The sequence below is a fragment of the Chloroflexota bacterium genome (genome assembly GCA_040902225.1).
In the GTDB taxonomy this organism is placed as follows: Bacteria; Chloroflexota; Limnocylindria; order QHBO01; family QHBO01; genus CF-167.
This window is the reverse complement of sequence record JBBDXT010000002.1, coordinates 112,090-126,904: the sequence shown is the minus strand read 5'-3', so window position 1 is coordinate 126,904 and position 14,815 is coordinate 112,090. Positions and strand designations below refer to the sequence as shown.

Below are 14,815 nucleotides of genomic sequence, written 5' to 3'. Positions count from 1 at the left end.
ATCCGCGCCCACATCGGCTCTAGGAGGTGCGATCCGCCTGACGGTGCGCCCGCGCGATGACGGCATACCCGCCGTCATTGGGATGGAAGTCACCCTCTGCGATGTGGGTATAGATCAGCGCGTTGTCACCGATAGCTGGGTAGAGGTCCACGACAACAGCGCCGAGGACCGTCCCGATACAAGCGAGCAGATCGTTCAGCCCGACCTTGGTTGCATCCACCTGGTTGGCGGCGCAGTCAATAGTCAGGTCGCTGCCCAGCAGCGCGAAGTCAATCGGCACCTCAAACGGACTTCCGGTTCCGCCGAATGCGTTCCAATAGGTGATGACGAAGAGCTTCTCCTCGCCGGGATCGGCGGCCAGCGCAGCTTGCAGGCTGCCGACGATCACCGGGAAGTTGTTACTGACGCCGACCATGGCGGTGTAGACCGCGAGCTGGCAATCCGTGCTGCCGGGGTCAGCACTGCAGGGCGGCACCGACAAGAGGTCACCAAGGTCGTTGCCGCCGATGCTCAAGGTCACGACACCGGTATCGGTCGATGGATCGGCGATGCTCGCGAGCGCGGCGCTGAGCTGCGCGGCGATGAAAGAACTGGTGTTCTCTCCGCGGACCGCGATATTGAGAAGGTCGGTCGTGCCCGCATTCCCACGGAAATACCCGCCCAGGCGCGGTACATAGGCCGTACGAGTCGGGAGTGATGCCCCGTCGCCCCAGGCCAATGAGTCGCCGAGGGCAAGGTACGTGCTTGGCGTTCTCGCGGTTGCTGTGCCTGTGGTCATGAGGAGCCCAAGGCTCACGGTGAGAAGAATGCCGACAGTACGTCGCATGATCGAGTCCCTCCAGGGGTTCCGTTAGCCGTAAGCCGGCGCGGTGTCGATGCACCATACGATGGCTGGCCTGCGGTTCAACTACGGTGGTGCGGCGAACCGCCGTCGATGAGGGCAAGAATCTTGCACGGTAGCATGCCGCCATGCACGCGCAATCTGGAACGGCGCCGTCATCGCCGAGAGCGACAAGTTCGAGATGGTGGAGGGAACGTCTACTTCCCGCCGGAGAGCGTGAAGTCCGAGTTCCTGCGCCCGTCCGACACCCACACCACCTGCTGGTGGAAGGGCGAGGCGAGCTACTACACCCTCGAGGTCGACGGCAAGCAGAACGCGGACGCCGCCTGGTTCTACCCCGATGCCTCCGAGAAGGCGAAGCCGATCGAGGGCTACGTCGCCTTCTGGAACGGGGTCAAGGTGGAGCGCTAGCGAACCCTTAGCAGCGTCAGCCCGTCGGCGATCGGCACCATCGCGATGTCGACACGCTCGTCGGTCGCAAGGTCCGCGTTCAGATCGCGGATGGCCTGGGTGGCCTCGTCGGTCACCTCCGGATCGATGACGCGGCCGCTCCACAGCACGTTGTCGATCGCGATCAGGCCACCTGGGCGCACGAGCAGCAGCGCGCCTTCCACGTAGCCGCGATAGTTGGCCTTGTCGGCATCGATGAAGGCCAGGTCGAAGGTCCCCGCCCCGTCCGCTGCCAGCAGCGCGTCGAGCGTCTCGAGCGCCGGGGCCAGGCGCAGGTCGACCCGATCCTCAACTCCCGCGGCGGCCCAGGTGCGTCGCGCGACGTCGGTGAACTCTCGGGACAGGTCGCAGCACACGATCCGACCGTCGGGAGGCAGGGCGAGCGCCATGGCGGTCGACGAATAGCCGGTGAAGGTGCCGATCTCGAGCAATCGCCGCGCGCCGAGGAGCTTGACCAGCATCGAGAGGAGGGCTCCCTGCTCGACGGCGATCTGCATCCGGGCCTCTGGCAGCACGGCCGTCTCTTCACGCAGGCGAGCCAGCACGTCGGGCTCCCGGACCCCGACCGCGACGAGGTAGGCGTTCAGCTCGTTGCTGAGCCCGATCGATCCCTTGGGCATCGTCGCATCGTAGCCGAGCAACGAGTGATGGGAAGGTCACGGGAGGGCCAAACGGACCACTCGCCGCAGGGATTCGCCCTGCGCACTCGTCGCTAAGCTCGGGGTAATGTGTGCCAATGGGTCTCACGCGAGGATGAAGTTCGGCCTGCAGATCAACAGCTTCACATGGCCAGGCGGCGCAGCCGCCATCGGTCCAACCCTGGGACGGGTCACGCGGACAGCCGATGACGTCGGATTCGACTCGATCTGGGTGATGGACCACTTCTTCCAGATCCGGGGCCTCGGACCGCCTGAGGCGCCGATGCTCGAGGGGCTGACCGCGCTCGGCTTCATGGCCGCCAACTCGGATCGGGCGCGGTTGGGGCTGATGGTCGGTGGCATCCACTACCGGCTGCCTGGCCTCTGGATCAAGGCAGTGACAACACTCGACGTGCTCTCCAACGGCCGAGCGTGGTTCGGGATCGGCGCGGCGTGGAACGAGGAGGAGTCAACCGCTCTCGGCTTCCCGTTCCCGCCCCTTCGCGACCGGTTCGAGATGCTCGAAGAGACATTGCAGATGGCGCAGGCCATGTGGTCGGGTGGCAGCGGAAGCGGGGAGGCCTTCCACGGGAATCACTTCACAGCGACCCGCCTCCTCAACTCGCCGCAGGCCATCTCGCGGCCGCGAGTGCCGATCATGATCGGGGGTGGTGGGGAGCGAAAGACGCTCCGGCTGGTGGCGCAGTACGCGGATGCCTGCAACGTGTTCGGCGGCCCCGAGCGCATTGCGCACAAGTACGAGGTCCTGCGAGAGCACTGCGACCGACTCGGGCGTCCCTGCGACGAGATCGAGAGGAGCACGCTGCAGTCGGTCGATCCCGACCGCGAGTCGGCGTCCGAGATCGTCGAGCGCTTCAGCGCCCTCGGCGAGGCAGGCGCGCAGCACATCCTGTTCAGCGTGCGCGGCGTCAGCGACACGGCGAAGCTGGAGCGCCTCGCGGCCGAGGTCTTCCCCCAGTTGCGCTGACGACGGCCGGGTCGCTCAGTCGTCGGGCATCGCCCGCCTCTTCCCGACGGGCCGACCGGCCGCGGGGAACGACATGGAGTCCGCGGCCACCCACCACTCCATCACGTCGTAGGCGAGCCGTCCAGCCTTGACCGAGGGATCGCCTTCGGTCCTCGCGCCGCAGCTGGGTGCGGTAGGCGAGGTGCTGTGCCTGGAGCGCATCAAGCTCGGCGTCGGACATCTGTGGCGCGTCGGCCGGGCGACGGAGCAGCACGAGCGTGTAGACGTCGAAGGCGTCCGGAATGTTCGGGTCGCGAGGCTGGGCCGGCACTATAACGCTGTCACGCCGCCCCGATAAGTGTCCGTTCGACCTCGGAAATCGGCCGGACCGACCGCTCACCGCTGGCCCGCTGCGTCACCTCGGCGCCGCCCGCGGCAAGCGACCGTGGCGAGATGGTGACGATGAGCGGCATGCCGAGCAGCTCGGCGTCGGTCAGCTTCACGCCGGGTGACTCGTCGCGGTCGTCGTAGAGGATCTCTACGCCGCCATCGGTGAGTCGCTGGTAGAGCCCTTCCGCGGCCTCGCCGACGGCAGGATCACGTGACGCGCTCAGCGTCACTAGGTGGGCTGCATAGGGGGCCACCGAATCGGGCCAGATGATCCCCTTGTCATCGTGATGTGCCTCGACGATGCAGGCCATCGCCCTCCCGAGGCCGATCCCGTAGCTGCCCATCACGATCAGCCGCCGGCTGCCGTCCTCGGCCAGGTAGGTCGCCCCGAGCTTCTCGGTGAAGTCCGTCCCCAGCTTGAAGATGTTGCCGACCTCGATCCCCTGGCGCAGGACCAGCGGTGCACCGCAGTTCGGGCATGGGTCTCCGGCACGCGCGTTGGTGATGTCGATCACCAGGTCCGGCGTGAAGTCGCGGCCAACGTTTACGTTGAGCAGGTGATACCCGTGGCGATTGGCGCCTGCCACCAGGTTCGGCGAGTTGGCCACCAGGTCGTCGACCACCACGGTGCTTCCCTTGGCGCCGATCGGCGAGGCATAGCCGGGCACCATGCCCGCCGCGGCGATCTCCTCGGCCTGGGCGGGACGGAGGCCGCCGATCGCCTTGACAGCGTTGCTCAGCTTCGTCTCGTTGACCTCGAAGTCGCCACGCACGATGGCGGTCAGCAGCCGCCCGTCGCCGGTGACGAAGAAGGTCGCTTTGGCGGTCTGATCCTGGCCGACCCCAAGGAACTCAGCCAGCGCGGCGATGGTCGGCGTGTCCGGCGTCGCCACCTCCTCGGTCGGGCGAGCCACCTCCGCCGGTGGCTCCGGCTTGGTTACGGTGGCGATCTGCTCGTTGGCGGCGTAGTCGCCCGTCTCGCAGATCACCAGCGTGTCCTCGCCCGCGTCGTTGAGGACCATGAACTCGTGCGCGAGGCTGCCGCCCATGATCCCGACATCGGCTCCCACCACCACCGTCTCGAGCCCCAGGCGCCCGAAGATCGTCTCGTATGCGCCGTAGTGGGCCTGGTAGGAGACGTCGAGCGCGGCCTCGTCCGGATCGAGCGTGTAGGAGTCCTTCATCACGAACTCGCGGACGCGGATCAGTCCGCCGCGGGCGCGCGGCTCGTCCCGGAACTTGGTCTGGAAGTGGTACACGATCGCCGGCAGCTGCCGATAGCTCTTGACCACGTCGCGCAGCAGGTCGGCGACCACCTCTTCGTGGGTCATGGCCAGCACCATGTCGCGCCCACCGCGGTCTTTGAAGCGGACCATCTCCGGGCCGATCTTGGCGTAGCGCCCGCTCTCCTTCCACAGCTCGGCGGGATGGACCACGGGCATCTCCATCTCCTGCCCGCCGATGGCGTCCATCTCCTCGCGGATGACCTGCTCGATGCGCTGGCTGACCCGGAAGCCAAGCGGCAGCAGCGAATAGATGCCCGCCCCCAGCTGTCGGACGTATCCAGCGCGCACCAGGAGCCGATGCGAGGCCATCTCGGCGTCGGCGGGGTTGTCGCGCAGCGAGGTGAAGAAGAGCCTGGAGACGCGCATGGAGCGCGAAGAATAGCGGACTGCTGCCTCGCTGGCGGTCGGGCCACGCGGCCTGCACCGGGCCCGTTCGTCGCCAGATCGCAACCTGACTGCTATTAGGGAGCTTCGACGGCCTTCATAAGCCGATCCAGGTACGGATCCACGCTCGGCTTAGTCTGGCGCCAACGCCTGCCCTGCCGTTCAGCGCGCCTAAGGCCAACCCCATTGCGATGCGGCAACTTCACCATCGAGAGATTGCCACCTGCTGTCGCAAACGACGATCGGCTCAGTTGGGCTCAGGATCCCGGACTGCCGTCCCGTCGTCGTCGTGAGCCAGTCCGACCAGGTGCTCGCTCTCGCGCAGCGCGCGGACTGGCAGCAGGGCAAGCACGAGCAGGCCGAGCGAGGCGGCCAGCAGGCCGTCGACGCCCTGCCACTGTGCCGCGCCGCCACCCAGCAGGGCGCCGGTGATCTGGCCAAGCGCCAAGAAGACCGAATACAGGCCCATGATCGCCCCGCGGTCGGCGGGGTGCGCCTCGCTGATATCAGCCAGCAGTCCAAGCGCAGCCGGGGTCGCGCCTGCCAGCACAAAGAGGCCCCCCAGGGCGATGAGGCCCAGCGGTGCCTGCAGGAGAAGGCCGAAATCGGCCGAGTGGTTGAGGCCGAATGCGGCGCCAACCATCGCCAGTCCTCCCACGAGCCCGATCACGATGATCGTGGTGCGCCGATAGGCCTTGAAGCGCCCACCCCAGAAGAGGAGCCCCGCGAAGAAGACGAGGAGCGCACCGCCCAGGCCGATGCTGATCTGGGTCGGCCCGAAGCCACCCATCAGCAGCTGATCAGCGAACCGGGGCGAGGGCGCACGCACCAGCTGGAAGATCGACTGCGAGGTCCATGTGCCGATGACCGCGTTGAGCGCGATCCAGGTCGGCGCCAGGAGCCACACCCGCGGGCTGCCGATCACCCGTCGATACCTGGCGAAATCGAACCTGGCGGGGCGCAGTTCGGCGGAGTGCACGGGCTGGACATCGGGCGGGTGGCCGTGCGTCGCCACGTCGGCGACCCCCCAGCGGTAGATGGCGAAGGAGACGCCGTACAGCGCGGCGTTGAGCAGGAACGCAACGCGCGCGAAGACTTCCCACATCGGACCGGCCGCCACGATCCCCACCCCCAGCCCCGCGATTGTGGCGGCCTCGAAGCGGGCCACCGTCCGGCCGCGGAGCTGCACGTCGCGGCTGGTGGCGATGGCGATGTATCCGAGGATCGACGGAATGCTGGCGCCGGCCGCCGCTCCCTCGATGAAGCGCGTCACGCCGAGCAGGAAGAGGTCGGTGGTGGCGAAGGTGAGGACCACCGCGATGGCGCCGAAGACCGGCCCCCATTGCATGACGCGGTGCGCTCCGAGGTGATCGGAGAGGACGCCGAAGCCGGGCGAGAGGATCAGCTCTGCGATGAAGTACGTGGCCATCATCAGGCCCAGCAGGAAGGCGCTCATCTCCACGCCGCCGTGCTGCGGGAGCTGCGCGGCGTAGTAGGCGAAGAGTCCACCGGTCAGGCCGGTGCTGAAACGCAGCGTGAAGGTGCCGAACAGGACGGCCTGGATCGAACGATTCGCCGCGGGGTTCACGCCGGGCGGTCCAATGGCTCGTCCTCAAGCTCCCCGGGCTGCGCGGGTTCAGTCGGGGCCGAGACAGCGCTCGCAATCGCTCGCCGCCGGCCGCGCCTGAACCGGACGCCGGCGATCGTCACGCCGGTCAGCAGGACGACCCCACCGCCGGCGACCAGGACACGGGTCTGGCCGGCCTCGGCCGCCCCGCTGCGCTCGGCCAGCGACCGCTCCGCATCACGGCCCGCGTCGTCAAGCTCATCGGCCTCAAACGCGTCGCGTGCCGCCTCGAGGTCGGCCGCCGGGTCCGCCCCCAGCAGGCCGATCGACTCGAGAATGGTCTCCTTCTCCGCCATTCGTTCGGTTGCAACGGAGATGTCCGCCAGCACCTCGAGCTGCAGGTCGGCCTCAGCCTCGGCGGCCTTCAGGCCTCCCTCTCGTTCGAAGAGCTCCTCCAGCTCAGCCGGGGGCGTGAGATCCAGGTCGCCGGCGTCTGACACGATCTCGTCGCGCGCGTCGAGCACGACACCGGCCAGGGCCAGGGCCGCCTCGGCATCCTCGAACTTCCATGACCCCATCGAATTTCGCAGGTCCTTCGGCAGGTCCCAGGTGCCGGCGTCCTCGACGACGGTGGCGTAATGATCGCGCGCGTCGGCGCGCACCTCCAGCAGCCGCTCCTCCTGGTCGTTGACCACCCAGTCGATCCACAGGTCGTCGAAGGTCGCACCCGCACGCTCGTCAAGCAGGTCCAGCAGCTGTTGCCAGCCCTCGAGATTGACGTCGCCAGCGATCTCGGGATCGCCGTCCGCGTTCGCGGGCTGGTACGCCATTTCGCTGTCACTGGCGCCGCGCCACACCGCCCGCAGTGCCGCGAGGTCGGTTCGGTCGAAGATCAGCACGGCGAGGTGGTAGCTCGCGGCATAGGCGTATCCCTCCACCCCGATCTCGACCCCTCCGATCTCTCCCCAGTCGTTCAGCGGAATCCTGTTCGCCAGGAGGTCCTCTGTCAGGTCGAACGCATCGCCCGTTGCGCCGATTGCCAGCGCCGCCTGCACCCCGTAGAACTCCGCGTATGCCTCACCGATCCAGCGATCCCGGAAGAGGTCGCCGTTGAACCAGACGTGCGCGGCCTCGTGCAGCCCGACGTAGGCATCGGCGTCGTATCGGACCCGAATGATGCCGCTCAGCTTGTTGTAGATGCCCGCGTAGTCTCCCAGGCGGCTGGTGGCAGCCTCCTCGACGACCAGCGTACCCGGGGCGTCATACGGCAGCCCGATGAGGCTCTGCAGAGCGGGCAGCCCATCGGTCATCAGGTCGGTCATGGCCGTTCCCCACTCGGGGTCGTCCTGCCAGGCGCGGATTCTCAGGGGAGCCGGCTGACCACCGACCTGGACGGTCAGCAGCGTGTCGCTGAAAGCTCCCGGTCGATCCGCCGAGAGGTAGGCAAAGAAGTCGAAGGGGTCTGGCAACGAGGTGGTCGCCAGGACGATCTCGCCTCCGGCCCCGATCGAGGAAGCCAGATCGTCGCCCTGCAGGCTCGGGCGAAATCCCCGGGGCAGGATGACGGTGACGCTTCCGCCCGGCTCGCCTGAGCTACCGAAGGCCCAGATCGGGAAGGCAACGATGGTCGAGCTGATGCGCAGGTTGCGATCCTGGGCACCGCCCGGGTCAGGCAGGTCATAGGTCACGCGGTACGGGTAGCTCTGCTCGAAGGTGACTCCTTCGGCGAACGTGACCGTCACGCTCACGAAGTCCGGATCCGAGGCGTCCACCGCGACCGCAAGCCGCTGCCCGCCCGAGGACGCAGCCACGTTCGTGGCGCCCGCCTGCATCACGAAGGTGGCATTGACGTAGTAGGCGGTCGCGTCAACCGGATTCGGCGTGTACGAGGTCGCCACCGCGTCAATCGTGACGTGGACGCGACGCTCCGCCGGCAGTGCCTGGTAGCGGGTCTGCGCGACCACGACCAGCCCGCGGTCCGCGGCCATGGCCACGCGCCCGGGGAGCGCTGCTGGGACAACGCCCAGCAGCGCGAGTGCCGCAGCCGCGGCGAGGGGGATGATGCGGTTTGTCGTTCGGCGCATGACCCCCGCAGGATAGGCGGAGAGCGCCGTCAGGCGCTTTTGGCGAACGCCTCGAGCCCGAATGCGGTCTCCAGCTGCTCGGCCGGTCGGAAGCCGACGGCGGCCTTGGGCGGCTCGCCCGGCGCGAAGAAGGCGACGGTGGGGATGCTCATCACCCCGTAGTGCATGGCCGTGTGCGGATTCGCGTCGACGTCGAGCTTGAGCACCTCGACCGAGCCGGCGTACTTCTCGGCCAGCTTCTCGATCTCTGGTGCCACCAGTCGACAGGGTCCGCACCAGGCGGCCCAGAAATCGACGATGACGGGCTTATTGTTCTGGAGCACGAGCTGCTCCCAGTTGGCGTCGGTCGCCTCTTGGACGTTCGACATCGGTTGGGTTGGTCCTTTCTGCGTCGTCAGCTGGCGACTTGTCGAAGGATGCGATAGATCTCGAGCACCTGCGGGTGCGCGAGCCGATAGAAGACGGTGCTCCCCTCGCGTCGCGAGGCGACGATTCCCGCAGCGCGCAGGACAGAGAGGTGCTGACTCATGTTCGGCACCTGGCAGCCCACGTCGCGCGAGAGATCGCTCACCGATCGCTCCCCGTCGGCCAGCCGTTCGACCACGCACAGCCGCTTGGCGTCCGAGAGCGCTCGGGCAATCGCGGCGGCGCGATCGCGGAGAAGGTCGGGATTGAGCGTGGCTTCCATCTCCACGATTGTGTCACTGCTTGCGCAAGGACGCAAGTGTCCCCTGCCCGAAACCGTTGGCTGGCCGCGACAGGCAAGGTGTCACGCAGCGTGGACAGGATGCCGACATGACCATTCAACTTTCGTGTCCCTGGTGCTCCGATGAGGTCACCTTCACCATCGACGAAGCCGATGAGGAGCTCGTGTGCGGTAGCTGCTCCACGCGCATGGACTTCGCGCCCGACCCCGGCGTCACCTACGAGCTGCTGTACGCGTCTGTCGCGTAATTCAGCTTTCGTCGATCTCGATCGTTTCGATCCGGTCTCCGGGCTGCGGGTCTCGCTGAGGATCGCGCTCTCGGAGGCTGTTCACGACGTCCATTCCGGACGTCACGCGACCGAAGACCGTGTGTCGCCCATCCAGGTGTGGCGTGGCGGCAAGGGTGATGAAGAATTGCGACCCGTTCGTGTTCGGACCTGCGTTGGCCATCGAGAGCACCCCAGGCCCCTCGTGGCGCCGCTTCAATGACAGCTCATCTCGGAACGAGTAGCCGGGGCCGCCTGTCCCGGTGCCGGTTGGGTCGCCACCCTGGGCCATGAAGCCGGGGATCACGCGGTGAAAGGTCGTGCCGTCATAGAAGCCGGCGCGTGCCAGGTTGACGAAGTTCTCGACCGTCATCGGTGCGTCCGCGGCGAACAGCTCACAGGCGAACTCGCCGCGTTCAGTCTTGAAGTGCGCCGCATACGACTTGGTGAGGTCCAGCGCGCCGGTGGGCGCCATCAATTGGTCAGCCATGCGTACTCCGAGGGTGCGGAATGGGACGGACCGATGCTAGCCCAGGCCGGCCGGACGCGTCCGTCCCTGCCACATTCAGTGCTCGATGTCGATCACCAGGCGGCTCGGGGCGGCGAGGGTCAGGACCCGATAGCATCCTGCGCCGTCGAGGCCCAGGTACCAGGTGCTGACCGCCTCGAAGTCACCGCCCTCGATGAGCTGAGCAAGTCGGTCGAAGCCCGGCTCGAAGTTGGTCGATCCGTCGTACGTCATGCCACCTTCAGGCGAGACCCTGCTGGCGTCGTGCATGGTGACCTTCAGGAACGCGCTCCCGGCAACATCCATCTCGAGGCCGCTGCCATCTTCGTACAGGGGAGGCAGGACGCCTCCGATCACCGCGTCCGGGATTCCCGAGGCGAACTCGAACACGACCCGGTCGTACCCGTCGTGGGTGCCGACCCTGACATCGGTGATCTGCGCGCGATCCGTCGTGGACGGGATGGTGACCGATGGCGTGCATTCGAACGCAGGCAAGCCGTCCGTCGGCTCGCTGGCGGCGGCCGACGGCTCGACACTGGCGGGCTGCGACGCCGGGATGGAAGGCTCGACGGCTACTGAGGCGATCGCCGAGGCGCTCGAGCCAGCCGAGCTGGGTGACGGGCTTTCGGCGGCGCAGCCCGCCAGTGCGATGCTGGCGATCAGGGCGAGCGCGCCGAGCCCGCGGCGCGAAGGTTGCATGCGAATCATCGTGCGTTGCTCCATTCGTGTGGCTCCGGTGCTGGCTGCTCCAGCCTTCTCTCCGACGCTCGCCATAGGCGATTCGTTACCGCGTCATCAGCCGTCGTGGGGCCCGAGCCTCGCCTGGAGGAGTCGCCGTTCGGCCGGATTGTCGGTCAGGGACAGCGCGCGGCGATCGGCTGACCGCGCTTCGTCGAGGCGCCAAAGCCTGCGCAAGAGTTCGCCGCGCGCCGCGTGGAAGAGGTGATAGCCGTCAAGGCGGGCGGCCAGCGGTTCGATCTCGATGAGCGCGACCTCGGGACCCGCCACCTCCGCCAGCGCGAGGGCTCGATTCAGGGCGACCACCGGCGTCGGCTGCAGGCTGAGCAGGCGGTCGTACAGGGCCACGATCTCGGCCCAGTCGGTCTCGCCATACGAGGGCGCGTTGGCGTGCACCGCCACGATCGCCGCCTGGAGCAGGTGCGGCCCCGGGCGTCCCATGCGCAGTCCGCGCTCGACTAGGTCCCCGGCGTCCGCGATCGCGCCCGCGTCCCAACGCGAGCGGTCCTGGTCGGGGAGGAGGATCAGTGATCCGTCGGGTGCGAAGCGCGCCTCCACCCTGGCCAGATGGAGTCGCATGAGCGCCAGCAGGCCGAGTGGTTCGGGCTCGTCCGGCATCAGGCGCACGAGCAGCGAGGTGAGCCACTCGGCATCGCGGGCCAGGTCGCGCCGCTCGGTTGCTGCGCCGTCCGACGCGAGGTAGCCCTCGTTGAACACGAGGTAGAGGACCGCGAGGACCTGCTCGAGACGTTGTGGCAGCTCGCCCTCGTCGGGAACCCCGTACGGGATGCCCGCATCGCGGATCTTGCGCCTGGCACGGACCAATCGCTGGGCAACCGTCGCCTCGGGCACGAGGAAGGCTCGTGCCACCTGCGCCGAGTCGAGGCCGCCAACGGTTCGCAGGGTGAGCGCCACCTGCGCCTCGCGCGACAGGGCCGGGTGGCAGCAGGTGAAGAGGAGGCGCAGCCGATCGTCCACCGCGAGTGGCCCGCCGGTCGGGATCGGTCGTTCCATCTCATCAGCCTCCTCTCCGAGCTGCTCGAGCCGCTGCCGGAATCGCGCGTCGCGCCGCAGCCGGTCGATGGCGCGGCGACGCGCCGTCGTCATCAGCCAGGCGCCAGGGTTTCGCGGCAGGCCATCGGTCGGCCAGTGCTCGAGCGCCGCCACGGCCGCCTCCTGGACCAGCTCCTCGGCCAGGTCCCAGTCTCCCAGGATGCGGACCAGCGAGGCGATCAGGCGGGTTCGCTCCTCGCGCAGGACACGCTCAAGCGAGCTGTCGACGGTCCGGCGCGGAGTCAAGCCAGCCGCTACCCCATCTCCCCCGTGACGAGCGGCCGAATCTCGAGGGTGTCGGGCGCGGGCCACGAAGAGGCGAGCCGGATCGCGGCATCGAGGTCGGGGACGTCGATGACCCCGTAGCCGCCGATCATCTCCTTGCCCTCCACGAACGGACCATCGGTGACGGTGACGTCGCCGTCGATGCTGCGTCGAACCGTGGTGGCGGTGGTCGAGGGCTGGAGCTGAGCACCCTCCACTAGCTCGCCCGCCGCCTTCCGCTCGTCCCACCAGGTCTCGATGCGGGAGTAGAGCGCTCGCTGCCCGACTTCGTCCAGATGGTCCCAGCCGTCTTCGGCACCGCCGATCAGGAGCATGTACTTCATCGCGCCACCTCCGATGCATCGGTCACGGCAGGCGTGACCCTCTCATGATGACGACGAACGAGCAGTCCCGTTCTCGACTTCGACCTCACGAATGGTGCACGACACCGTTATACGCCTCATGGCCGGTTACTTCACAATGCACCCATGACTCCCGCTTCAGGTCGCCCGTCCACTCTGGCGGTGGCCGCGGCGCTCGGCACCGTCTACCTCGTCTGGGGCTCGACCTACCTGGCCATCGCCTTCGTGGTCGACAGCATGCCGCCGTTGCTGTCGGCCGGCACCCGCTTCGGGGTGGCCGGGCTCTCGCTCGTTGCCTTCCTGGTCGCACATGATCGATGGCGACGGCGGCGTGGCATCGTCGGCGAGGGTCTGGCACGGCCAAAGGTCGTGGAGTGGCGAACCGCCTTCATCGTCGGCGCACTGCTCCTGCTCGGTGGCAACGGGGGAGTCTCGATCGCCGAACAGACGATCCCGTCCGGCATCGCGGCGGTCATCGTCGCCACGACACCCATCTGGCTCAGCATCTTCGACGCCCTGCTGACGCGCCGCATGCCGAGCCTGCTCGCGATCGGCGGGCTGGTGGTCGGACTGCTGGGGGTGGCGATCCTGCTGCTCCCGTCCAGCGGGCTCGACTCGTTCAACCCGGTCGGGATCGGCATCCTGGTGCTGGCCACCGTATGCTGGGCAGCCGGCTCCCTGTATGCGCGCCGCGGTCCGCTGCCGCGCAACCAGCTGCTGGGGACCGGGATGGAGCAGCTCGCCGGTGGCCTCCTCCTGCTGACGGTTGGCGTGGCCATCGGCGAGATCGGTCGCTTCGATCCTGCCGCGGTGACGACCTCGTCCCTGCTCGCGCTGGCATTCCTGATCGTCTTCGGCTCGCTGCTGGCCTTCACGGCGTACGTCTGGCTGCTGAACCACGTGGCGGTGACGACGGTCGCCACCTACGCGTACGTCAACCCGGTGGTGGCGGTGGCGCTTGGCGTCGCCTTCCGTGGCGAGACGCTCACCCCACGCTCGCTGCTGGCCATGGGCCTGATCATCGGCGCCGTGGTCGCGATGGTCAGCGGGCGCCCACGCGACGCGGAGGAGGCCGGTCCCTCGCCGGACACCGCGACCCTCGAGTCGGAGGCCAAGGCTCAGTAACTCGTGTCGCTGTAGTCGAAGATTCGCTGCAGCGTTTGGTGTCCATCGGCTTCTGGATCCGTCAGGTTGATCTGCGCCTGGTCGAGCATGGCGTAGGGGTCCACGCAGATCGACGGCAGCTAGCGCCGTAAGAAGCCGCGCCAGGCGGCGAATCCGATCGACGCCAGCACGATGAACAAGAAGCCCGCGAGCACCACGGGCGGTTCGACCCAGGTGCCGACAGGCTGCGTCCCGGCGCTCGGCGCCGCCGACGGCGTGGTCGTGGCCGCCGGAGTGGGCGATGGGGTGGGCGTCGGGGTGGGGGTGGGCGATGGGGTCGGCGTCGCGGTCGGAAGGGGTTCACCGGTAATCGGGTCGACCGTCGTGAAGTTGGTCCAGAGGTACTCCCGGATGGTCAGCCCGGATTCGTGGACCTTCGCGGCCACCTCCCGCCCGAGGTAGCGGTAATGCCACGGCTCGTAATGGAGGCAGGTGACGTCCGAAAAGAGAGCGCCTCCCTCGCCCTTCGGGTAGCTCATGAGCCACCCGTATCTCCAGGCGTTCTCCGCCATCCACCCTCCTGCCGGGGTCGTCGCCCAGTCGCCCTCCAGCGCGCTGCCGCCCCCTTCCGTCATGAAGTCGATCGTGAGGCCGAGTTGGTGCTCCGAGTGGCCCGGTCGCTGCGAGTAGGTGATCGCGTCGTCGTAGCCGTCCACAGCGACCCACCCGTTGAAGCTGGCGACCTGGTCCTGGTAGCTGCGGTAGGGGCTGTTGACGGCGATCGGTGTGCCGGCCTCGGCCGCAGCCTGGGCCATGGCACGGAGATCCTCGATCGCCACCTGGCGGATGAGCCCGGGGCCAGCAATGCCCGCCTCGCTCACCGGCACGAGATCGGGTGGCTCGTAGTCCTCCCCGACGGTCAGGAGCCAGTCGACGAGTGTGGTGCTCCAGCTGTCGTAGTCGCGCGGGACCGTCAGGATGTCGGCGATGCGGCATTCCGGGAGCGGCCCGACAGCGGTGACGCGCGGCGGAGCAGTCGCCGGGGTGGCGACAAGAGCAGCGCCGAGGACCAGCCCGATAGCTAGCGCGCGCAGCGCAGGCGAGGCCCGGCGTTCGTCCGAGCGCGGACGCCGAACGGGTTTGCGCCCCACGACGGCGCGAGGAGAGGAAGCGTCGTCGAGTTTCTTCATGGCTGCTTGGCGTTGGC

The 14,815-nt window shown here is 67.9% G+C and carries 15 protein-coding genes and 1 pseudogene; 4 read left to right on the top strand and 12 right to left on the bottom strand.

Annotation, left to right across the window (positions count from 1 at the left end; all coding sequences use genetic code 11):
• Window positions 1–19: 19 nt before the first annotated feature.
• Window positions 20–778 carry an SGNH/GDSL hydrolase family protein gene (locus WEB29_00670; protein MEX2135456.1) on the bottom strand — a complete coding sequence of 253 codons (759 nt, stop codon included), beginning with the start codon at window positions 776–778 and terminating at the stop codon, window positions 20–22.
• Between the two features lie 244 nt (window positions 779–1,022).
• Here WEB29_00670 and WEB29_00665 point away from each other — a divergent pair.
• Window positions 1,023–1,252 (top strand): annotated as a pseudogene (locus WEB29_00665) (DUF427 domain-containing protein).
• On the opposite strand, the gene WEB29_00660 reads toward WEB29_00665, so the two are convergent.
• Window positions 1,249–1,911, bottom strand: coding sequence for a class I SAM-dependent methyltransferase (locus WEB29_00660; protein ID MEX2135455.1), 663 nt, complete (start codon window positions 1,909–1,911; stop codon window positions 1,249–1,251). The pseudogene WEB29_00665 and the gene WEB29_00660 overlap by 4 nt on opposite strands.
• Before the next feature lie 133 nt (window positions 1,912–2,044).
• Between WEB29_00660 and WEB29_00655 the strand changes: the two genes are divergently transcribed.
• On the top strand, window positions 2,045–2,917 hold the full coding sequence (locus WEB29_00655; GenBank protein ID MEX2135454.1) for an LLM class F420-dependent oxidoreductase: 873 nt from the start codon (window positions 2,045–2,047) through the stop codon (window positions 2,915–2,917).
• 320 nt (window positions 2,918–3,237) lie between these two features.
• On the opposite strand, the gene WEB29_00650 is transcribed toward WEB29_00655, so the two are convergent.
• The 5 genes from WEB29_00650 to WEB29_00630 all read right to left on the bottom strand — a co-directional run bounded on the left by WEB29_00650 (window position 3,238) and on the right by WEB29_00630 (window position 9,295).
• Complete coding sequence (locus WEB29_00650) at window positions 3,238–4,938, bottom strand: proline--tRNA ligase (protein MEX2135453.1); 1,701 nt, start codon at window positions 4,936–4,938, stop codon at window positions 3,238–3,240.
• 265 nt (window positions 4,939–5,203) lie between these two features.
• Window positions 5,204–6,544: an MFS transporter gene (locus WEB29_00645; GenBank protein ID MEX2135452.1), complete on the bottom strand. Its 1,341-nt coding sequence runs from the start codon at window positions 6,542–6,544 to the stop codon at window positions 5,204–5,206.
• On the bottom strand, window positions 6,541–8,607 hold the full coding sequence (locus WEB29_00640; GenBank protein ID MEX2135451.1) for a hypothetical protein: 2,067 nt from the start codon (window positions 8,605–8,607) through the stop codon (window positions 6,541–6,543). The genes WEB29_00645 and WEB29_00640 overlap by 4 nt, the downstream gene beginning before the upstream one ends.
• A 29-nt stretch (window positions 8,608–8,636) precedes the next feature.
• A complete protein-coding gene (trxA, locus tag WEB29_00635) occupies window positions 8,637–8,975 on the bottom strand; it encodes a thioredoxin (protein MEX2135450.1) in 339 nt (112 codons plus the stop codon).
• Window positions 8,976–9,001: 26 nt separating this feature from the next.
• Window positions 9,002–9,295: a metalloregulator ArsR/SmtB family transcription factor gene (locus WEB29_00630; protein ID MEX2135449.1), complete on the bottom strand. Its 294-nt coding sequence runs from the start codon at window positions 9,293–9,295 to the stop codon at window positions 9,002–9,004.
• 8 nt (window positions 9,296–9,303) lie between these two features.
• On the opposite strand from WEB29_00630, the gene WEB29_00625 reads away from it, so the two are divergent.
• Window positions 9,304–9,561 carry a YbjN domain-containing protein gene (locus WEB29_00625; protein ID MEX2135448.1) on the top strand — a complete coding sequence of 86 codons (258 nt, stop codon included), beginning with the start codon at window positions 9,304–9,306 and terminating at the stop codon, window positions 9,559–9,561.
• Window position 9,562: 1 nt separating this feature from the next.
• Here the strand turns inward: WEB29_00625 and WEB29_00620 are convergent, their stop codons facing one another.
• The 4 genes from WEB29_00620 to WEB29_00605 form a co-directional block, all read right to left on the bottom strand.
• Window positions 9,563–10,054, bottom strand: a complete 492-nt coding sequence (locus tag WEB29_00620) for a peptidylprolyl isomerase (protein MEX2135447.1) — start codon at window positions 10,052–10,054, stop codon at window positions 9,563–9,565.
• A gap of 90 nt (window positions 10,055–10,144) precedes the next feature.
• Window positions 10,145–10,786: a hypothetical protein gene (locus WEB29_00615; protein ID MEX2135446.1), complete on the bottom strand. Its 642-nt coding sequence runs from the start codon at window positions 10,784–10,786 to the stop codon at window positions 10,145–10,147.
• Between the two features lie 96 nt (window positions 10,787–10,882).
• Window positions 10,883–12,124: an RNA polymerase sigma factor gene (locus WEB29_00610; GenBank protein MEX2135445.1), complete on the bottom strand. Its 1,242-nt coding sequence runs from the start codon at window positions 12,122–12,124 to the stop codon at window positions 10,883–10,885.
• 8 nt (window positions 12,125–12,132) lie between these two features.
• Window positions 12,133–12,486: a YciI family protein gene (locus tag WEB29_00605; GenBank protein MEX2135444.1), complete on the bottom strand. Its 354-nt coding sequence runs from the start codon at window positions 12,484–12,486 to the stop codon at window positions 12,133–12,135.
• 144 nt (window positions 12,487–12,630) lie between these two features.
• On the opposite strand from WEB29_00605, the gene WEB29_00600 reads away from it, so the two are divergent.
• The gene (locus WEB29_00600) at window positions 12,631–13,629 is read left to right on the top strand and encodes an EamA family transporter (protein ID MEX2135443.1); all 999 of its coding nucleotides are present in this window, start codon (window positions 12,631–12,633) and stop codon (window positions 13,627–13,629) included.
• Window positions 13,630–13,748: 119 nt separating this feature from the next.
• Here WEB29_00600 and WEB29_00595 read toward each other — a convergent pair whose 3' ends face one another.
• Window positions 13,749–14,798 carry a M15 family metallopeptidase gene (locus tag WEB29_00595; GenBank protein MEX2135442.1) on the bottom strand — a complete coding sequence of 350 codons (1,050 nt, stop codon included), beginning with the start codon at window positions 14,796–14,798 and terminating at the stop codon, window positions 13,749–13,751.
• Window positions 14,799–14,815 lie beyond the last annotated feature (17 nt).